This is a genomic window from Marinobacter sp. LV10MA510-1, assembly GCF_002563885.1.
Taxonomy (GTDB): Bacteria; Pseudomonadota; Gammaproteobacteria; order Pseudomonadales; family Oleiphilaceae; genus Marinobacter.
On the sequence record NZ_PDJA01000001.1, the window covers coordinates 113,500 to 132,501 of the forward strand.

20 protein-coding genes are annotated in these 19,002 nt (G+C 52.4%); 19 read left to right on the plus strand and 1 reads right to left on the minus strand.

The annotated features are described in order from the left end of the window. Positions 1 to 244 precede the first annotated feature (244 nt). The 19 genes from ATI45_RS00510 to ATI45_RS00600 all read left to right on the plus strand — a co-directional run bounded on the left by ATI45_RS00510 (position 245) and on the right by ATI45_RS00600 (position 18,298). Positions 245 to 1,048, plus strand: coding sequence for a hypothetical protein (locus tag ATI45_RS00510; RefSeq protein WP_098417816.1), 804 nt, complete (start codon positions 245 to 247; stop codon positions 1,046 to 1,048). A 90-nt stretch (positions 1,049 to 1,138) separates the two neighbouring features. Beyond that, entirely contained in the window at positions 1,139 to 2,110 is a 972-nt protein-coding gene (locus ATI45_RS00515) for a hypothetical protein (RefSeq protein ID WP_098417817.1), read from the plus strand. Continuing rightward, positions 2,107 to 2,466, plus strand: a complete 360-nt coding sequence (locus ATI45_RS00520) for a hypothetical protein (protein WP_098417818.1) — start codon at positions 2,107 to 2,109, stop codon at positions 2,464 to 2,466. The genes ATI45_RS00515 and ATI45_RS00520 overlap by 4 nt, the downstream gene beginning before the upstream one ends. Positions 2,467 to 2,629: 163 nt before the next feature. Further along, positions 2,630 to 3,112, plus strand: a complete 483-nt coding sequence (locus ATI45_RS00525) for a transcription termination/antitermination NusG family protein (RefSeq protein WP_098417819.1) — start codon at positions 2,630 to 2,632, stop codon at positions 3,110 to 3,112. 186 nt (positions 3,113 to 3,298) lie between these two features. Next, positions 3,299 to 4,417, plus strand: coding sequence for a polysaccharide export protein (locus ATI45_RS00530; protein WP_098417820.1), 1,119 nt, complete (start codon positions 3,299 to 3,301; stop codon positions 4,415 to 4,417). 2 nt (positions 4,418 to 4,419) lie between these two features. After that, entirely contained in the window at positions 4,420 to 4,878 is a 459-nt protein-coding gene (locus ATI45_RS00535; RefSeq protein ID WP_098417821.1) for a low molecular weight protein-tyrosine-phosphatase, read from the plus strand. Further along, positions 4,871 to 7,102 (plus strand): polysaccharide biosynthesis tyrosine autokinase, encoded by a 2,232-nt coding sequence (locus ATI45_RS00540; RefSeq protein WP_098417822.1) that lies wholly within the window; start codon positions 4,871 to 4,873, stop codon positions 7,100 to 7,102. Before ATI45_RS00535 ends, ATI45_RS00540 begins: the two co-directional genes overlap by 8 nt. Before the next feature lie 13 nt (positions 7,103 to 7,115). Continuing rightward, complete coding sequence (rfbB, locus tag ATI45_RS00545; RefSeq protein ID WP_098417823.1) at positions 7,116 to 8,180, plus strand: dTDP-glucose 4,6-dehydratase; 1,065 nt, start codon at positions 7,116 to 7,118, stop codon at positions 8,178 to 8,180. Then, positions 8,177 to 9,109, plus strand: a complete 933-nt coding sequence (gene rfbD / locus ATI45_RS00550) for a dTDP-4-dehydrorhamnose reductase (protein ID WP_098417824.1) — start codon at positions 8,177 to 8,179, stop codon at positions 9,107 to 9,109. Before rfbB ends, rfbD begins: the two co-directional genes overlap by 4 nt. Beyond that, complete coding sequence (locus ATI45_RS00555) at positions 9,103 to 10,911, plus strand: ABC transporter ATP-binding protein (RefSeq protein ID WP_098417825.1); 1,809 nt, start codon at positions 9,103 to 9,105, stop codon at positions 10,909 to 10,911. The genes rfbD and ATI45_RS00555 overlap by 7 nt, the downstream gene beginning before the upstream one ends. Positions 10,912 to 10,948: 37 nt before the next feature. Then, on the plus strand, positions 10,949 to 11,821 hold the full coding sequence (gene rfbA, locus ATI45_RS00560) for a glucose-1-phosphate thymidylyltransferase RfbA (RefSeq protein ID WP_098417826.1): 873 nt from the start codon (positions 10,949 to 10,951) through the stop codon (positions 11,819 to 11,821). A 1-nt stretch (position 11,822) separates the two neighbouring features. Continuing rightward, positions 11,823 to 12,389, plus strand: coding sequence for a dTDP-4-dehydrorhamnose 3,5-epimerase (rfbC, locus tag ATI45_RS00565; protein ID WP_098417827.1), 567 nt, complete (start codon positions 11,823 to 11,825; stop codon positions 12,387 to 12,389). Continuing rightward, positions 12,386 to 13,486, plus strand: coding sequence for a DegT/DnrJ/EryC1/StrS family aminotransferase (locus ATI45_RS00570; RefSeq protein WP_098417828.1), 1,101 nt, complete (start codon positions 12,386 to 12,388; stop codon positions 13,484 to 13,486). The genes rfbC and ATI45_RS00570 overlap by 4 nt, the downstream gene beginning before the upstream one ends. Next, positions 13,483 to 14,430, plus strand: coding sequence for a hypothetical protein (locus ATI45_RS21735; protein WP_179888369.1), 948 nt, complete (start codon positions 13,483 to 13,485; stop codon positions 14,428 to 14,430). Before ATI45_RS00570 ends, ATI45_RS21735 begins: the two co-directional genes overlap by 4 nt. A gap of 13 nt (positions 14,431 to 14,443) precedes the next feature. Beyond that, positions 14,444 to 15,016 carry a hypothetical protein gene (locus ATI45_RS00580; protein ID WP_143751113.1) on the plus strand — a complete coding sequence of 191 codons (573 nt, stop codon included), beginning with the start codon at positions 14,444 to 14,446 and terminating at the stop codon, positions 15,014 to 15,016. 26 nt (positions 15,017 to 15,042) lie between these two features. Beyond that, positions 15,043 to 15,966, plus strand: a complete 924-nt coding sequence (locus tag ATI45_RS00585; protein ID WP_179888370.1) for a ketoacyl-ACP synthase III — start codon at positions 15,043 to 15,045, stop codon at positions 15,964 to 15,966. A gap of 18 nt (positions 15,967 to 15,984) precedes the next feature. Continuing rightward, a complete protein-coding gene (locus tag ATI45_RS00590) occupies positions 15,985 to 16,218 on the plus strand; it encodes a phosphopantetheine-binding protein (RefSeq protein ID WP_098417831.1) in 234 nt (77 codons plus the stop codon). 754 nt (positions 16,219 to 16,972) lie between these two features. Then, the gene (locus ATI45_RS00595) at positions 16,973 to 17,359 is read left to right on the plus strand and encodes a hypothetical protein (protein ID WP_098417832.1); all 387 of its coding nucleotides are present in this window, start codon (positions 16,973 to 16,975) and stop codon (positions 17,357 to 17,359) included. A 36-nt stretch (positions 17,360 to 17,395) separates the two neighbouring features. Beyond that, positions 17,396 to 18,298 carry a hypothetical protein gene (locus ATI45_RS00600; protein WP_098417833.1) on the plus strand — a complete coding sequence of 301 codons (903 nt, stop codon included), beginning with the start codon at positions 17,396 to 17,398 and terminating at the stop codon, positions 18,296 to 18,298. Positions 18,299 to 18,397: 99 nt separating this feature from the next. Here the strand turns inward: ATI45_RS00600 and ATI45_RS00605 are convergent, their stop codons facing one another. Continuing rightward, the gene (locus ATI45_RS00605) at positions 18,398 to 18,967 is read right to left on the minus strand and encodes a transposase (RefSeq protein WP_098417834.1); all 570 of its coding nucleotides are present in this window, start codon (positions 18,965 to 18,967) and stop codon (positions 18,398 to 18,400) included. Positions 18,968 to 19,002 lie beyond the last annotated feature (35 nt).

Consider the following 19,002-nt stretch of genomic DNA (forward strand, 5'->3'; position numbering starts at 1 on the left):
CTTTTAAATCGTCATAATTATTGACAGTTCCGGCAGTGCAATACTAATATTGCGTACGAGTGCAAAGGGGAGTCTGTCATTACACGTTTACTCTAACGCGTTCGCCTGCTGAAAATCAAAGCGGTGTCACAATTTTGTCATATACATAATTATATTAATATTTTGTAAATTTCATCAGGTTCGTTGCACGAGTTGTATTTGGGATGTTCGTTTGTTTTAGAGTCTTATAAAAAGAGGGTAGCATATGTTACGCAATACAAGGCTGAACAAAAAGCAACCATGCTGCGGTACAACTTTGGATTCTGCGTATTCTGCTTACGAAAGCACCCTCAAAGGCATTGCGGTTTATAGTCGCAGAACGGATTTGGTCGGATTCGCGTTTGCCTTGCAGGGGGCAGGGTGTTGTGAAGAGTGTAGTAGAGAGCACAGTGAGCCTGGCCGCGAAGCGCTGTCGGTTGCCAGCCTGAACGAGGCGGTTGCCAGTTTGGAACGAGTATTGGCAAGCTGCACTTCTGCTAACAGCCTGTCGGGGCCATCGGGTTTATTTCGGTACGCACAGATCATACTTAAAATTAATGTACGTTTGCTACTCGTTGAACGTTTCTGCCGCTTGCTGGTAGAGGCTTCAGAAACGCTTACCCTGGCTGGTTACAACCTTTCAATTGCGGTTGACAGTAACAATCTCTTGTTTGTGCGTGAATATCGAGAGCTGCGGCAGATCATGTTCTCGTTGGCCGATGTGGGTGTCGACTTCACTCTTGAAAACCCGGCGCATGAAGCAGGCTTACCGGCGCAGATGACGGCCTTGGAAGGCGCTTTTTCTTCCGTGTCGGTAACCCCGCAGTGGTTGGGCATTCATCAGTCGGAGGACGAGCTGGACTTGTCGCATTACATGGCGGCCGTAAGTCGGCTGAGTGTTCTGATTCATGAAAAAGGCAAACACGTCATTTACGATGGTGTTTCAAACAACTGGCAGCGCTCGTTTGTGACGGCGCTCCCGGTCAGGCTGTACACAAGCCCTGGCAGCTCAGATGACATTTGTGTTTGATGGCAAACCAGGCTGTGCCTGCAGTGAGGCAGAGCCCGAAACGCTCGGAATCTTTGAAGCTTTCGATCCCCAAACCCAGGAGTTTTTTTGATGCACCAAGCGCTTAGAAACGAGGCGGAAACATCCGTGGCGCAAACGGGTTCTGCAGAAGGCATTGCTGTATTACTGGGGCGACCCCCCCGCCGTGCGACCAGTGGTAAGCGGTGCCTTCTGCAGATTTTAGTTGCCGCACTGGTGTTGCCAGCGTCGCTGGCCCAGGGGCAAAACGCACTGTCAGAACAAGAGTTTTTGGACTACCTGCGTAGCCTATCTCAGCCTGCCGACAACTCAGAGCCGTCTGCGGCCCTGCAGCGGCAAGTGTCCACCTTTGCACTGGGCATGATGGCGCTGCCGCCGCCCAACGTGTCCACGTTTGGCATCAACAGCGGTTTTGGCCTGCCCGGGGGTTCCATGTTTGCCGCCGGCGCCATAACCGACGTGCGTGACCGCGTTCAGGGCTCCAGCGTGGACGGTTCAGGCGCCGTGGGCTTGGGTTTCGGCGATGCCAGTCAATCGATAGGTGCAGATTTAAGCGTGGGTATTCTAAGTGTAGACCCAGACGACTTTGGCGAAGACGGCAACGTCAGCGCCCGGGTGTTTCGCCAGCTACCAGGATTTGGCAGCAGCGGCATCAGCAGTGTCGCCCTGGGTGTGGCTAACGCGGCAAACTGGGGCTCTGCCAAAAACATCGACAGCAACTACTTCATTGCCGGCTCTACCATTATCGACATCAGCCCGAACGCCTCCGGTTACCTGCCGCTGATGCTCAGCGCCGGTTATGGCACCGGCGTAAAAAATCTGGAACGCGACCCGGCTGGCTTTTTTGGCGCCGGCATCGGCTTCACCTCACGCTTCTCTGCCAGCACATCCTGGAGCGGCGACGAGGTCATGGTAGGCCTGGGTATTCGCCCATTCCTGCGCTACAACAGCCAAATAACCCTCGGCATGGGCGATGTCACCAACCGGCTGGATGGCCGCCGCTGGATTATCACCGGATACTGGTTTTGGGAGGACGTATTTTGAAACCGAATCAGGCGTTACACATCGTCATTCTGTTGGTACTGGCCTTTGGCGCCGGGCCTGCTCACAGCGGGGAAGTATCGGTTATTCCACCGACCGCCATCATAACTCCGCCAATGACCATAAACCCGCCAACGATTGTTATTCTGCCAGTCAGCCCGCCCTCGGCTGCCGCAGCTCTGCAGCGCCTGCAGGCAGTTATTGCTGCATTCCCGCTCAGTGCTATGAGCACCCAGGGCCTGCAGCAGGCCGCCAATTTAGTGACGCAGGCGCAAGCGGCCGGCACCCTAACGCCGGCGGAACAAAGCGCGTTGGCTGATTTGGCAAATAATATTCAAGACGAGTTGTCCGGCCGTTAGCCGGTTGGCAGAAATCCTTAATATGAATACTAATGCTACAAAAAAACACAAAAATCCGATTTTTGTTACTTGTATCGAGTATTTTCACCGGTATACTTTGTACTTCATTTGAGGCTAAAGAGGCTTCAACAGGAACTACACAGCGCAACAGCGGGGCACGGGCATGGCTTGGTACGTGGTTCAGTACAAACCGCTGGAAGGCGACAGAGCATTCGTTAATTTATCGCAACAAGGTATCGAATCCTTTTTCCCGAAAATTACCGTGCAGCGCATTCGCAACCTTAAGCGTACCTGGGTTGAAGAGCCACTGTTCAAAGGTTACCTGTTCATCAACATGCAAACGCAAGATCCGCTTTGGTCAAAAATACGCTCAACCCGTGGCGTTAGCCGCATAGTCATTTTTGGTGGGCGCCCGGCTGTGCTGGCAGACACCGTAATGCAGGAAATACAGAAAACCTTGGACGGCATCAATAACCAGGACGGCCTTCAAAAGGGCCAGGAGTTGAAGCTCGAAGGTGGCCCGTTTAGCGGTATCAACGCCATTTTTCAAAGTTACGACGGCGATGAAAGAGCCGTCGTGCTGATCACCTTTATGCAGAAGCAACAAAGGGTAAAAGTGCCGCTGTCGGCCGTAGCGTCGGCCTAGTATGGGCCTAGTACAGGCCTAGCGTCGCTCAGCCGGTAAACACATTGCAGTAGTGAATTTTTGAGCAAAAACCAGCGATTGCGCCGGTTTGCATTTTCTTGATGGAATCTTTTTTGTACTAGGCCGGTGAAAACCGTGCGGTAGCGTGCCCAGTCAAAATTTTCAACCAGTCGGAAATATTCCTTAATGATACGAAATTTTGTGATCGGCTTATTTGCGTGTGTCGTGCTGTCGGCTTGCACCATCATACCGGGCAGCCATTTGTCAGTACCGGCGCCCGAAAATACCGGCATCGATCAAGACCTAAGCCAGCAAGTAGACGTCTACGCCATTACCCAGCAGCTGGTGGCCTCCATGGTAAAAACCGGCAGCTACCAACCCATAGTAGACAACGGGCTGAGCAAGCAAATAAAACAGTACGATTACATTGTGCGCCCTGGCGATACCCTGAAAATAACACTGCACAGCCACTCACAGATCAGTAGCGGACAAAGTGCAGGAGGCGGTGTCGCGGCCAGTGGCTACTACGTCCACCACGACGGCAATATTATTTACCCTTACCTGGGCGCCGTACCCGTGGCCGGGTTAACCACCATAGAAGTCCGCCAAGAGCTGACGGAAAAACTGCTGCAATACTTACAAAAGCCGGTGCTAGACGTAACCGTGACCAACTTCCGCTCCAGCAGCGTGTACATCACCGGTGCGGTGGGTAGCCCCGGCAAGCAGTACCTGTCTAACGAAGCCATGACCCTGTTCGAAGCCGTCACCCTGGCTGGCGGGCTTAGCAACAACGCTGACTGGACCAACGTAACGCTGATTCGTGACGGGCAATCCATACGCTATTCCCTGCGCCAGCTCTATGAAAATGGCGATAGCCGTCAAAACGTATTGCTGCGCCCCAACGACGCAATACACATCGCCACAGACGACACCGCCAAAGTGTTTGTGCTGGGCGAAGTGGGTAAGCCGCAAACCATCAACCTGGGCCGCACCGGCTTGACCCTGGCCGACGCACTCGCCCAAGCCGGCGGCTTCAGCCAAACCACCGCCGACGCCAGTGGCATCTTTGTGGTCCGCCGCGCCGCGCCTGACAGCGGCAAACTGGCTCAGGTGTTTCAACTCAATGCCAAAAACGCCATCGCCCTGGTGCTGGCCGATCAGTTCATGCTGGAAAAGCGTGACATTGTTTACGTAACCGCTGCGCCGGTGGCGCGCTGGAACCGGATTATTTCCCAGCTGCTGCCAACCGTTCAGCCGCTTTTCCTGATCAACGAAATTAACGACCAATTTATCGAGAACAACTGATAATGCACTTTAAAACCGTGCTGATGGTGTGCGTCGGCAACGTTTGCCGCAGCCCTCTGGCAGAACACCTACTGCGCTCAAAGCTCAGCCCTGGCAGCGGCGTTACCGTGGCATCCGCCGGTTTGCGCCCGCCCATGGGCTCGCCGGTGCATCCGATTGTGGAAGAAAAATTGCAAAGCCGCGGATTAACCGCCGCAGGCCATCGCGCCCGCCAGGTGAACCCGGAGCTGCTGCTGCAGCACGATGTGGTACTGGTGATGGAACCTGCCCACATAGACATGTTGCGCAGCATAGAACCGCTGGCCCGCGGCCGTATATTTCTGCTGGACCACTGGGGCGAACAACAACCCATACCCGACCCAGTACGCCAGCAGCGCGAAGCGTTTGATCACGTTGAACAATTGATTGACCAGGCCACCAGCGCCTGGCTTAGCTACCTGGACACCCCCGTTAATGAGTGAACAACCCAACACCACGGCGCCCGAAGACCAACAAGTCGATTTACTGGCCCTGCTAGGCCTGCTATGGGACAGCCGCTACTGGATTATCGCCATCGCGGCATTGGGCGCCGGCATTGCGGCCATGAACGCCAGAAGTCAAACCCCGATCTACAGCGCCAACGCGTTGATTCAGGTAGAACCCGGCAACTCCGGTGTGCTGTCGGTGCAAGATATAGGCAGCCTGCGCGGCTCCGGTGCCGCCGCTGAAATAGCCTTGATTGAAAGCCGCTTCGTACTGGGGCAGGTGGTAGACGAGCTCAGCCTGAACGTATTTTCTGCCAAACATTATTACCCCTATATCGGCAAATTCATGGCCTCGCGCTTTAGCGGCCCCGCCGGCACCCTGGCCGACCCCCTGTACGGCGAAGGCTACGCCTGGGGTGGCGAACAGCTGGAGCTGGCACGCTTTAACGTACCACCACAGGCGGTTGGCGGCGCTTTAACCTTACAGGCGCAAAGCGCAAACACCTGGGCTTTGTACCCTGGCAGCCCCGACAACTTTGATAGCGGCACCGCCGGCGCACCGCTGTTAACCGGCACCGTGGGCGAATTGGCCGAAAACAACGGCTTTAGCACCTTGGTGCAAACCCTGGTGGCTCACCCCGGCACCTTATTCCAGGTACAAAGCCAACGGCGCCATAACGCCATTTTAGGCCTGCAAGGCCGCCTCAAAATTGCCCCGGGGCGAGAAGGGTCCGGCATGCTGCGATTGTTCCTGGAACACCCAAGCCCCGCCGTGGCCGAATCCATCCTGAACGCCGTGGCCGCCCTCTACGTTAAACAAAACATCGAGCGCAGCAGCGCGCCCATCGTGCAATCACTGAACTTCCTGCGCGACACCCTGCCGGGCGTCAGAGAAGACCTGGAAGCCGCTGAAAAACGCTTGAACAACTATCAAATCCGCAACGGCATCATCGACATCAGCGCCGAAGCCGGCGTGGTATTCAGCGAATCCGTGCGCCTGCAGCAACAACTGACCGAACTGAAATTCCAGCGCCGCGACATTCAGGGCCGATTCCAGCCCGATCACCCCGCCTATCAAGACTGGTTGTTCCGCATCGCCGAAACGGAAGCCCGTCAGCAAGAACTTGAAAAAGAAATCGCCCGACTGCCACAAACCCAGCAGGAACTCATTCGCCTGCGCCGCAACGTGGCACTGGGTAACGACATTTACCTGCAAATGCTGTCAAAAATTCAGCAGCTAGACATCGCCAAAGCCGGCGCCGTAGGCAACACCCGCGTAATAGACCAAGCCGTATCCAGCTCGGGCCCGATCAAACCCCGTAAATCGATGATCACCCTGATCGGCCTGGTGGCGGGCATTATTGCCGGCTGCTTACTCACACTCGTCCGCGCGGCCTTTAACCGCGGCGTAGAAAACCCCGAGGTGATTGAAAAAATGGGTCTGCCGGTCTACTCCGGCGTGCCGTTTTCGACCGCCCAGCAAAAACTGACATCCAAACGCCGCAAAAAATTCGACCACGGCGACGAGAAATCCCAGTTGCTAGCGCTGATCAACCCGGCAGACCCAGCGGTTGAAGCCCTGCGCAGCCTGCGCACCAGCCTGCATTTTGCCATGCTGGGGGCAAGCAACAACGTACTGATGATCACCGGGCCCAGCACCAACGTCGGCAAAACCTTCCTGTCCACCAACCTGGCGGTGGTGATGGCGCAAAGCGGCCAAAAAGTCTTGCTGATAGACGCCGACCTGCGCCGCGGCACCTCCCACATCACGATGGGCGTACCCAACGGCAAAGGCCTGTCGGCGGTGCTGCTGGGCAACGCCACCATAGAACAAGTGGTTCGCAACACCGGCGCCAACACCCTGGACTTTATCTCCCGCGGCTCGGCCCCGGTCAGCCCCTCGGAATTGTTAATGGGTAAAGGCTTTGCGGATCTGTTAGAGCAAGCCTCCACACAGTACGACCTGGTGATTATAGACACCCCGCCCATACTGGCGGTAACCGACGCCTCCATCGTCGGCAAATACGCCGGCACCACCATGCTGGTCACTCGTTTTGGGTTAAACCCGGCCAAAGAAATCGAGCTGGCGCGCAAACGTTTTGAGCTTAACGGCGTCACCATAAAAGGCGTGGTGTTCAACGCCATCGTCAAAAAAGCCTCGGCCTACGGTTATGGCAGCTACCGCTACTATAACTACAACTACACATCCGAAAAAAACTAAGTCAGAAAACACTATGAACATACTGGTCACAGGTGGCGCCGGCTTTATCGGCTCCGCGGTGGTGCGGCACATCCTCCGCAACACCACTCACACGGTCGTGAACGTAGATGCACTGACGTACGCCGGCAACTTAGACAGCCTGGCCGAAACCGTGCACAGCGAACGTTACTGCTTCGAACACCACAACATCTGTGACCGCGCGGCCATGGACACAGTGCTGAATGTCCATCAGCCCGACCTGATTATGCACCTGGCGGCAGAAAGCCACGTCGACCGTTCCATCGACGGCCCGGCGGAATTCATCGGCACCAACATCGTTGGCACCTACACCCTGCTGGAAGCCACCCGCCAGTACTACAACAACTTGAACGGCGACAAAAAAGCCGGGTTCCGCTTTCATCACATCAGCACCGATGAAGTTTACGGCGACCTGGAAGGCACCACCGATCTGTTCACCGAAACCACCCCCTACGCCCCCAGTAGCCCGTACTCGGCCAGTAAAGCCAGTTCCGATCATTTAATACGCGCCTGGCACCGCACCTACGGACTGCCAGTCGTCATCAGCAACTGCTCGAACAACTACGGGCCCTATCATTTTCCGGAAAAACTAATTCCGCTGATGATTTTGAACGCCTTGGAAGGCAAGCCCCTGCCGGTGTACGGCCAGGGCGAACAAGTGCGCGACTGGCTGTACGTGGAAGACCACGCCCGCGCCCTCTATAAAGTCGTCACCGAAGGCCATGTGGGCGAAACCTACAACATTGGCGGCCATAACGAAAAACGCAACATAGACGTCGTACACACCCTGTGTGACCTGCTGGAACAACTGGCCCCCGCCAAACCCAAAGGCGTAAACCACTACCGCGACCTGATCACCCACGTAACCGACCGCCCGGGGCACGACCAGCGGTACGCCATAGACGCAAGCAAAATCCAGCAACAACTGGGCTGGGTGCCACAAGAAACCTTCGAAACCGGCCTGTGCAAAACCGTGCAGTGGTACCTGAACAACACAGACTGGTGCCAGCGTATCGCCAACGGCAGCTACCAGCGTGAACGCCTAGGGGCCAGCGCATGAACATCCTGCTACTGGGCAAAAACGGCCAGGTAGGCTGGGAACTGCAGCGTGCACTGGCGCCCCTTGGTTCGGTGGTGGCACTGGGCCGCGACACCGAAAACGGCCTCTGCGGTGATTTAGCCAACCCCGAAGGCCTACAGCAAACCATTCAAACACTGCGCCCCAGCGTGATTGTAAACGCCGCCGCCTACACCGCCGTCGACGCTGCTGAACAGAACCCAGAGCTGGCCCACCGTATAAACGCCACCGCCCCCGGTGTACTGGCCGAAGCCGCCAACGCTGTAGGCGCCTTGCTGGTGCATTACTCCACCGATTACGTGTTTAACGGCGAAGGCGACTTGCCCTGGCAAGAACACCACAGCACCCAACCGCTAAACACCTATGGCGAAAGCAAACTGGCCGGTGAACACGCTATACAACAGGCCGGCGGCCACCACATGATTTTTCGCACCAGTTGGGTGTACGCCCGCCACGGCCGCAACTTCGTCAACACCATGGCCAACTTAATACAACAAAAGCTCAGCCTGAACATCGTGGGCGACCAAATCGGCGCGCCCACCTCGGCCGAACTGATTGCCGATATCACCGCCCACTGCCTGCGCGCCCGCCGCCTGGGCATGGTCGACAACGGCGTTTACCACCTGGCCGCCAGCGGCGACACCAGCTGGTGTGATTACGCCCGCTACATCGCCGAAACACTGCAAGCCCTAGGCGCCCCGATCACCGCAACGCCTGCGGCCATACTGCCAATTGCCAGCGCACACTACCCAACACCGGCCAAACGCCCGCTGAATTCACGCCTGAACACCCAAAAACTGCAAACCCGTTTTGGCCTAACCTTGCCCCACTGGAAGTTAGGGGTGAAGCGGGCACTGATGGACGCACGGATGGGCGCACTGAAGGATAAAGCGAAACACCCTATATGCTGAAACAACTGCTAGAACTCTACCGCCTGCTGACCAAACAACAGCGTAAAAAGCTCATCAAGCTTCAACTGCTAGTTGTATTGATGGCTTTCGCCGAAATTGCCGGCGTGATGTCCATCGGGCCCTTTATGGCCCTGGTCGGCGACATGAGCCAGCTGCAAGCCGATGGCCGCCTGGCGCAAATTTACACTGCCACCGGCGCCAGCTCGCCAGAGCAGTTTTTGTTTTGGGTAGGCATTGGGGTCATGGGCTTGCTGACACTGGCGGCCGTTATTTCAACGGTCACCGTGTGGCGCATGTCTATGTACGGTGCCCGGATCGGCGCAGAAATGAGCACCCGCTTGTATCAACATTACATGCACCAGCCGTGGTTGTTTCATGCCAGTGGCAGCAGCAGTGAATTAACAAAGCAGATTACGGGTGAGTGCGCGCGGGTGACGGGCGGTATTATCAATCCCTTTATGCAAATGAATGCAAAGCTGGTCATGGCCATCTTGATGGCCGTCGGCATATTCTTGTACAACCCGGCTGTGGCGATCACCGGCATTGCTATTTTTTCCACAGCTTACTGGTTGTTGTATCGCATCGTACGCAAACGCCTTACTGCCAATGGCCAAACCATCAGCCGTACCCAGCAGGCTCGTTTCAAACTGATGGCAGAAGGCTTTGGTGGCATAAAAGACACGCTGCTATTAGGCCGACAGCCAGACTTTATCAGCCGCTTTGCTAAAGCCAGCAGCCAGTTCGCCCACGCCCAAGGCACCAATGGGGTGATGAGCCAAGTGCCACGCTTCGCCATGGAACTGGTGGCCTTTGGCTGCGTGATCTTCCTGATTCTGTATTTGCTGACCAGCCACCAAGGCAACGTGGGTACCATATTGCCGGTGCTGTCCGTGTACGCACTGGCGGGTTTCAAACTGCTGCCGGCGTTTCAGCAGATTTACAGCGGTCTGTCTGCAATTCGAGGCAATATGTCAGCCTTCGAAGCCATAAAAGGCGACCTGCAAGCCAGCGCAATCAACGAATCCGCTGAAGCGAAAACGGCTCAACAAACAAGCAATACGCACCTGGTTCCTAAAACCTCCATTCAGCTCAAAAACGTGACTTTCGCCTACCCAGGCAAGAAAAAACCCGCGCTGAAAAACTTGGACATAACCATCTTCGCTAACAGCGTGATTGGCCTGGTGGGTTCTTCCGGCTCTGGCAAATCCACGGCTATTGATTTGGTGCTGGGCTTGATGCAGCCCGAACAAGGCCAGTTATTAGTAGATGGAAAACCGATTACCCAAGACAACCTACGCGCCTGGCAGAACACCCTGGGCTTTGTACCGCAATCCATCTTCCTGGCCGACAGCAGCATCCGCGAAAACATCGCCTTTGGCCTGCCTGAAAATGAAATAGACGACCAAAAGGTCCGCCGTGCCACCAAAATGGCCCACCTGGAAGAACTGGTCCAGGAACTGTCAGACGGCTTGAGCACCCGAGTAGGGGAGCGCGGTGTGCAACTGTCCGGCGGCCAGCGCCAGCGTATTGGCATAGCTCGCGCCCTATACCACGATGCCGAAGTGCTGATTCTAGACGAAGCCACCAGCGCCCTGGATGGCATTACCGAAAAACTGATCATGGACGCCATCCACGATTTCGCCGGCCAAAAAACCATCATCATGATTGCCCATCGCTTGGCTACGGTAAAACAGTGCGACACCATTTATTTATTAGGTAACGGCAGCGTTGTGGACTCTGGCACCTACACCGAACTGACGGAAAGAAACCACATCTTCAAACGCATGGCACAGCACGCGTAACCGCACCGCACCTGCAAATAACGACTCAGGAACATCCATGAAAGGCATCATTTTGGCCGGTGGTTCAGGCAGCCGCCTGTTCCCCATCACCCGTGCTATCTCCAAACAACTGCTGCCAGTGTACGACAAGCCGATGATTTACTATCCGCTGTCGGTGCTGATGCTGGCGGGAATTCGCGAGGTGTTGATTATCACCACCGCTGAAGATCAGGCGGGCTTTATACGCCTGTTAGGCGATGGCACACAGTTTGGCGTGAACATCAGCTACGCGATGCAGCCAAGCCCAGACGGCTTGGCGCAAGCGTTTATCATCGGTGAGGAATTTATAGGGCAAAGCAGCGTGTGCCTGGTACTGGGCGATAACATCTACTACGGCCAGGGCTTTAGCGAACTACTGCAAAGCGCTGCCGCGCGCCCCAGCGGCGCCACCGTGTTCGGTTACCGGGTAACTGATCCAGAACGCTTTGGCGTGGTGGAATTTGATGAACACCAGCGCGCCATTTCCATTGAGGAAAAGCCCAAAAAGCCAAAATCCCATTACGCGGTGACTGGCCTGTATTTTTACGACAACGACGTCATCGACATCGCCAAAGCGGTTAAGCCTTCCCACCGCGGCGAACTGGAAATTACCAGCGTAAACCAAGCCTACCTGGATCGTGGCGATTTGAACGTGGAGCTGCTAGGGCGCGGTTACGCCTGGCTAGACACCGGCACCCACGACAGCCTGCACGAAGCCTCCAACTTTATTGAAACCCTGGAAAAGCGCCAGGGCTTGAAAGTGGCCTGCCTGGAAGAAGTGGCCTGGCGCATGGGCTACATCACCACCGAACAACTGCTGCAGCAAGCCGACGAACTGAAGAAAAACGGCTACGGCGCTTATCTGAAGCAACTGGCAGAGCAGGAAGGCTGAAATGAAAATAATCAGTACCGCCATCCCGGATGTAAAAATACTGGAGCCAAAAGTCTTCGGCGACGACCGCGGTTTCTTTATGGAAACCTGGAATGCCCAGCTGTTCAGCGAATTGGGCATTCAGCACGGCTTCGTGCAAGACAACCACAGTCGCTCGGTAAAAAACACCCTGCGCGGTTTGCACTACCAGATCGAGAAGCCTCAGGGAAAATTGGTGCGCGTTACCCGGGGCGAAGTGTTTGATGTCGCCGTGGACCTGCGCAAGGACTCACCCACATTCGGTAGGTGGGTAGGGGAGTACTTGTCAGAGCACAACAATCGAATGATGTGGGTGCCACCGGGTTTTGCCCATGGCTTTCTGGTGACCAGCGACAGTGCGGATTTTCAGTACAAGTGCACCGATTTTTACGCGCCGGAATATGAACGAACGATCCTCTGGAATGACCCCACTCTTGCGATTGATTGGGAGATAAAACACGAAAACACTTTTTTACTGTCCGCAAAAGACAAAGCTGGAGACAGCTTTGAACAGGCAAAATCTGAGCTAAAAGGAGTGTCGTTGCAATGATACCCGTTACAAAACCATATTTCCCAAGCCGGGAGAAGCTTGATAAATACATAGATGGAATCTACGAGCGACAATGGTTGACGAATAACGGCGTACTGGTACAAGAGCTTACCCGGCGCCTTGAAGAATACTTAGGTGTTGAAAACCTATTACTGGTCAGCAACGGCACCCTAGCGCTGCAAATTGCCTACCGCGCACTGGGCGTGAGCGGTGCGGGACCCGGTGAGCGGCCGGAGGCCATCACTACGCCATTTACGTTTATAGCAACGGCAAGCTCGCTAAAATGGGACGGTATAGAGCCTGTATTCGTAGACATAGACCCTGAAACTTGGTGCCTGGCGCCCGGTAACATAGAAGCGGCTATTACCCCCAACACTCGCGCCATTGTGCCTGTGCATGTGTTTGGCAACGCTTGCGATGTAGAGGCAATTGACAGCATCGCTAAAAAGCACGATCTAAAGGTGATTTATGATGGCTGCCATGCCTTTGGTGTGAAGTACAAAGGCGAAAGCCTGCTCAAGCACGGCGACGCAGCCACGCTGAGTTTTCACGCCACAAAATTATTCCATACGGCTGAAGGCGGCGCCATTATTTTCAAGCGCAAAGAAGACCTTGAACGCGCCAAAAAAATGATCAATTTTGGTATTACCGGCCCGGAAACAATCGAGGAGATCGGCATCAACGCCAAATTGAATGAGTTTCAAGCGGCAATGGGGTTATGTGTGCTCGATGAGATAGAGCAGATTGTTCGGGACCGGCAATGTGTGACCGAGATTTACGACAGCTGCTTGGGCGACAAGGTACAGAAGCAGCGAATCCAGACTGGCATATCTTACAACCACGCCTACTACCCCATTGCACTGAAGGATGAAAACCAGTTAATAACAGTGATGTCCTCGCTACGTGACTGTGGCGTGTTGGCACGGCGATATTTTTATCCTTCGCTTGAATCGGTTACTTGCCTGGACGCTGGCTACAGTGATTGCCCCGAGTCCAGAAAATTGGCCGAGCGAATTGTATGCTTGCCGATTTATTCGGAGCTGAGAACCGAAGAGCTCATCAACATTGCCGAAAAAGTGTTAGAGGCCTGCGAGTGAGTCAACTATTGCCTGGCGCTTTTTTCCAAAACCCAGTTAGCTCGGCTCAGATCATCGCTTTTCTGGATAAAAAGTACGCGTCCCAGCTTTCGCCTTGCGGGCCTGGCATTGCTTCGTTAGAGGGCATCTGTGATTCGCGCAACGGTGGCCACAGGCAATTGGTGTTTTCTACTCGAGAACATTTTTCCAGTGCCGGAGCGCTAACAGAATCGTTAATTCTGATTGACGATATTCCAGACGAAGCAGCTCAAGAATCTAATCAGTTCTGCAAGGTTGATGACCCAAGAGCTGCGTTTATAGAGCTATTGGAATGGCTAATTGAGGCCGAAGGTTTTGATGCTCATCAACGTGGCTTCACAAAAGACGCGATTATTTCAAATGACGCACAGGTGGCTAGCACAGCTGTTATTGAGACGGGTGTAGACGTCGGAGCTGGCAGCATAATCAGTGCCGGTGCCGTGATAAAAACCGGCACGCGCATCGGCAAAAATACGATTATTCGAGAAAACTCCGTTGTTGGTAGTGATGGCGTTACTGTATACCGTGCCAAAGATGGCCGATTACTGAAGTTTCCCCACGTCGGTGGCGTGTTCATTGGCAGTAATACCGAAATTGGAGCCAATGCCGTCGTTGCGGGAGGCATCCTGGCGCCAACGTTTATTGGTGACAACGTCGTTATCGGTAATCTGTGCAATATTGGGCACGGTGCCACTGTAGAGGATGGCGTTTGGATGTCTGTCGGCTCGCTGCTAGGTGGCCACACAACGGTTCACGCCGGCGCCACCATCGCTATGGGTGTCAGTGTTCGCGACAATTTGGTGATAGGTGAGGCAGCGTCGCTAGGCATGGGAAGTGTCGTGGTCAAGAATGTTGAAGCAAAGCACTCGATGTTCGGTAACCCAGCGAAAAGAATGGTCGGCCTGCGAACCGGCCCCACGCGATAGGTCAATGTGAGTCATGTCTGAAATTTTGAAGTGTGTATTCAAAGGCAGTCGAAATTATGTCCACGGAACCAGCTTGTTTAATGCATTGGTGCAGGCGGCAGGCGAACGAGGCCTAACTGAGGGCAGAATCAATGTTTCTTTTAAACACATGATTCACAACCCGGTCTGTGTGTTGGAACAGCGATCGCCCAGTGCGGAAGATTCAATCGTTGCAAAAATATCCGGCGAAGGTGGCAAAGCTTTTGCGCTGTGCATCAATGAAGCAGTGGAAACAGCGATAGCGGATCGGCAAGCGTTTAACGAGCTAGAGGTGTGCCGGGGGGCGGTTCTGGGTGAAAAGAGCATCGTGCAAGAAAACCCCCACCATCACGACCGAATCGAACTGCTGGTATCGCTTTGTAAGAAAATGCACCAAGCCTGTATTGATGACTCAAAAAAGTGGGTTTTTTCCCGATACGATGGTCAGTTTCCCATTCCAGCCCTTAATAAGGTAAAGCTTCGAATCACGAAGCAGGTGGGTACACGTCTGACCTGCAGTGACGTGCTGGTCAATGGTGAGAAGATCGGGGATATGTACTTCTCATGACAAACACAGTGACTAAGAGGCAAGCTATGCTAGGGATTCAGTCTATCGCCAGTTACCTTCCGAAAGGGCGCGTTGACAATCTGGAACAGGCGGATCGGTTTGAGACAGACAGGGAGTTTGTGGAACAGAAAATCGGTGTTTCCTCGCTGCCGAGATTTGAGGCGGAGGACTCTGTCGTTAGCGCAAGTGTATCCGCGTTCAAAAATTTGTGTGAGAAAGAAAGCGTTGATCCAGCCGAAATTGAATGCGTGGTTCTGTGTACCCAGAACCCAGACAAAGGCGGTTTGCCTCACAATTCGGCCCTGGTCCATGCTGAACTGGGTTTATCAGAAGACTGTGCCTGCTTTGACATCGGCCTAGGTTGTTCCGGTTACGTGTATGGTTTGAGTGTCATTCAGTCCTTCATGGCTGCGAACGGCATGAAAAAGGGGCTGCTGTTTACCTGTGATCCTTACTCTAAAATTTTGAACCCGGAAGACAAGAACACCTGCCTGTTATTTGGCGACGCCGGCTCTGTAACGCTCATTAGTGATACGCCCCGCTATACTTTGGCCAGCGCTAAATTCGCAACAAAAGGGGCGGGTAGCGCGGCACTTCAAAAAAACGATAATCTATTGGAAATGAATGGCAGGGCTGTTTTCAACTTCGCATTGCAAGACGTGCCCAAACAGATCAAGCACGTTTTGGAGAATGCGGAGCTGACAATGGACAGCGTGGATATCTTCCTGCTTCACCAAGGCAGCCGTTTTATGCTGGAAAATGTTATCAAGCGGGCGGGTATACCGGCCGAAAAAGCGCCCATAAGATTGTCTAGCACAGGAAATACTATATCGTCTTCGATCCCTTTGCTGCTAGAAAAAGAACTTAATGGAAATCCAAAAACGATTCTTATGTCGGGGTTTGGCGTTGGGTTGTCTTGGGCGACTGCAATTTACACACAGGTTAAGTAAAGGTTAAAAGGAAAAACTATGAATCGCGAAGAAGCTGTAAAGATTGTTACGTCCATGCTGGAAAAAAACGTTGATGGGCTGGAAATGTCTGACGATAAGTTGGACAAAACACTTGTAGACCTTGGTGTGGATTCACTTGATGTGATGCTGGTGATTATGGATGTGGGTGAGGCCGCGGGTATTACTATTAATGATGATCAGGCAGAGATATTGGATACGCCTGAGAAGATTGTTGAGTTTATTTCTGAGTGATTTTAAAAAGTCTATACAGTTGGTGTTATTTAGTTGTTGGTAGTTTGTAATTTACTGTATTACTGATTTCGGAAATTTCTGAATAGCTTTTTTAAATCAGTGATACATCAACAATCGTATAGAGTTCGTCGCCATCACCAAGAATAAAATCGGTGAACGCAATTTAGGCATGCACTGGTGAAGGCTAGCTCAGTAAAAGCATACTAAAAAGCTCGTCCAAGTATAAGCAAATTGAGTGAAGCCTTGCCAGACGCTGAAAATGCCGGGGTAGACAAAGTGGTTAAACATCTGAAAAATGTTGAAGATTTTTAAAATGCTCCGCTAATGCCCTATAACTATGCGTTCCTCTCACCCTCAGATTTCGAAAAACTCGCAGCCGACATACTTCCGGCAGCGCATTAGGTTGCGTTCGAGCATTATGGCGAAGGGCAAGATGGCGGCATTGATTGCAAGCATATAACCGCAGAGGGCGATGTTTGGATAGGCCAGGAAAAACGCTACAAAGACGTCGACGCGCTGCTGCGGGTATTACCAAAAGAGTAGCATAAAATGCAGGTGATAAAAGTGCCTCCCAAACGGTACTTTCTGGTGACCGCCTGCTCACTCACACCCGGTAACAAAGACACCACTTTGCAGGCCATGCAGCCATTTATGTGCGCCACCGCTGATATATACGGCGCGGATGACCTAGACGCCTTGCTCGATCAGTACCCGGTGATATACCGCAAACATCACCGCTTGTGGCTGCATAGCATTGAGCAGCCTGAACCAAGCCCATTACGCCCGTTCCGGCGTGGTGCACGAGCGGTTGTTGGCAGAGGCGAAAACCTACGTAGCGTCCAACGCCAAACCAACCATTGTTGAGCAACTGGTTAAATACCACTGCTGCTCGATTGCGGGCAATCTAAGCTTAGTCAAAATCACCACCGCACGGCAAATTGCCTTGCAGCTGCAAATTCAAACACCCAACGCCGAACTTATTTGGGTAGATGACCGTAATTTTCGTCAAGCACTGCAACTGATCCGCCCACAGACCAGCCAAATCATGGTGTTGGACGACCTTCTAGGGGCGCCACCTTCCTTTATGATGACGGCGTGTTGGCGTTCAAGCGTGATTGGCAGGGGAAATGTCAGGTATTAACAGAATTTCCGTTGTACTAACCACTATAGGCAGTAAATGAAATTTATTATTTGGACTCCAACCTATAGAGAAAATAGTGGTGGGATAATTGTCTTGCATAAATTGGCAAGCCTGTTATGCGAGTTAGGATACAGCGCAAAAATTTGGCCGCATACAAAGCCGGCTTTGATTGAGCTCAAAAGTTTTCAGGGGTGGTTTAGGCTAGCCAAGTGGATTAAGTTCACAGCTGGTAATATTTTTAAAAGAAGAGATATTAGATCTCCTTATAAATTAGAGCTAGCGAGTAGTTTCGATATAAAAGACTCAATAGTTATCTATCCAGAAATTGTTGCAGGGAACCCGTTAGGCGCTGGTCGAGTTATTCGGTGGCTTTTAAATAGCCCTGGCGTAATAAACGCGACTAAAGAGTTTGGTCAGAGCGATTTGTTTTTTTATTATAACAAGCATTTTAATGATTGGAAATTAAACCCCCATGAAGAAAGGCATTTAAAAGTTTTTGAGCTGATGTCTAGCGTATACCAGAACGTTAATTATGGTGAGCGCATTGGTCAATGTTATATGGTTCGTAAAGGTAAAAATAGAAAATTAAATTATCATGATTGTGATGCGGAAAAAGTAGATGGGCTGTCTCACAAAGAATTGGCAATTTTTTTTAACAGCACAAAATACTTTATTTGTTATGATTTATACACGATGTATTGCAGGTATGCGGTAATGTGTGGGTGCATTCCGATTGTTGTTCCTCAGGAAGGGCTTTCTAAATATGATTGGCGGCCTGAAGTTGATCTTACCTATGGCGTTGCATATGGTTGGGAAGATTTGAAATGGGCACTTGATACAAGAAAAAAACTTTTAGATTCTTTAATTACGATGGATAGCGCAGGAGTTGAATCAGTAAAAAATTTTTTAGTAATAACTAGAGAACATTATCCAAATTAAAAGATGTCCTAATATGTATATCGAATAGATTTATCTAAGAATAATTGTTTTTTAGAATTTTTTTTATTTTGAATTAGAGCACTAGAGTCTGTTGATAATTCACATCGGCAGCCAGAGAAATGCGCAAGCCAATGACACGATGCTCTCATAATGACGAGTCAGTTTGTCATATCGGGTGGCGACGGCCCGATAATGCTTGAGTCTGGCAAACGCGTTTCCCACCAGATGTCTGAGCTTGTACAACGGCCAGTCGAGTCCCTTGTAGCCCTTGATCGAATTTTTCTTTCTGGGAATAATAACGCTCATTCCGAGGGCTTCTCCCTTGTCACGTATTATCTGGTTGTCGTAGCCACCCGCGGCTCCGGCACTGTGCTGGTGCGCTTTTACATAGCGGCCATCAATGAAGACCCATTCCAGATCGGAGTCTGTTTTCAGCACGTTGAAGAGCTTTTTCCAGATGCCTTTTTTCGACCAGTAATTGAAGGTTTTGTAGACAGAATTCCATTTTCCGAAGTGGCCTGGCAAATCTCTCCAGGGCACACCGGTCCGCATTCTGAACAGAATGCCTTCGACTGTATTGCGCAAACCTGCCTTGTTATACAGACTGAATTGAAGCAATATTTCTCTTAGCTTGGACCACAGCTTCTCTGTGAGCATGTATCTGGGCATTGCGGGCTCGTATGATTGTTGTTTCGGAACTTCAT

What these genes read in the sequence shown, in the direction of transcription:
- ATI45_RS00510 (WP_098417816.1), top strand. Translation starts at nt 245, where the DNA reads ATGTTACGCAATACAAGGCTGAACAAAAAGCAACCATGCTGCGGTACA.
- ATI45_RS00515 (WP_098417817.1), top strand. Translation starts at nt 1,139, where the DNA reads ATGCACCAAGCGCTTAGAAACGAGGCGGAAACATCCGTGGCGCAAACG.
- ATI45_RS00525 (WP_098417819.1), top strand. Translation starts at nt 2,630, where the DNA reads ATGGCTTGGTACGTGGTTCAGTACAAACCGCTGGAAGGCGACAGAGCA.
- ATI45_RS00530 (WP_098417820.1), top strand. Translation starts at nt 3,299, where the DNA reads ATGATACGAAATTTTGTGATCGGCTTATTTGCGTGTGTCGTGCTGTCG.
- ATI45_RS00535 (WP_098417821.1), top strand. Translation starts at nt 4,420, where the DNA reads ATGCACTTTAAAACCGTGCTGATGGTGTGCGTCGGCAACGTTTGCCGC.
- ATI45_RS00540 (WP_098417822.1), top strand. Translation starts at nt 4,871, where the DNA reads ATGAGTGAACAACCCAACACCACGGCGCCCGAAGACCAACAAGTCGAT.
- rfbB (WP_098417823.1), top strand. Translation starts at nt 7,116, where the DNA reads ATGAACATACTGGTCACAGGTGGCGCCGGCTTTATCGGCTCCGCGGTG.
- rfbD (WP_098417824.1), top strand. Translation starts at nt 8,177, where the DNA reads ATGAACATCCTGCTACTGGGCAAAAACGGCCAGGTAGGCTGGGAACTG.
- ATI45_RS00555 (WP_098417825.1), top strand. Translation starts at nt 9,103, where the DNA reads ATGCTGAAACAACTGCTAGAACTCTACCGCCTGCTGACCAAACAACAG.
- rfbA (WP_098417826.1), top strand. Translation starts at nt 10,949, where the DNA reads ATGAAAGGCATCATTTTGGCCGGTGGTTCAGGCAGCCGCCTGTTCCCC.
- rfbC (WP_098417827.1), top strand. Translation starts at nt 11,823, where the DNA reads ATGAAAATAATCAGTACCGCCATCCCGGATGTAAAAATACTGGAGCCA.
- ATI45_RS00570 (WP_098417828.1), top strand. Translation starts at nt 12,386, where the DNA reads ATGATACCCGTTACAAAACCATATTTCCCAAGCCGGGAGAAGCTTGAT.
- ATI45_RS00580 (WP_143751113.1), top strand. Translation starts at nt 14,444, where the DNA reads ATGTCTGAAATTTTGAAGTGTGTATTCAAAGGCAGTCGAAATTATGTC.
- ATI45_RS00585 (WP_179888370.1), top strand. Translation starts at nt 15,043, where the DNA reads ATGCTAGGGATTCAGTCTATCGCCAGTTACCTTCCGAAAGGGCGCGTT.
- ATI45_RS00590 (WP_098417831.1), top strand. Translation starts at nt 15,985, where the DNA reads ATGAATCGCGAAGAAGCTGTAAAGATTGTTACGTCCATGCTGGAAAAA.
- ATI45_RS00600 (WP_098417833.1), top strand. Translation starts at nt 17,396, where the DNA reads ATGAAATTTATTATTTGGACTCCAACCTATAGAGAAAATAGTGGTGGG.
- ATI45_RS00605 (WP_098417834.1), bottom strand. Translation starts at nt 18,967, where the DNA reads ATGCCCAGATACATGCTCACAGAGAAGCTGTGGTCCAAGCTAAGAGAA.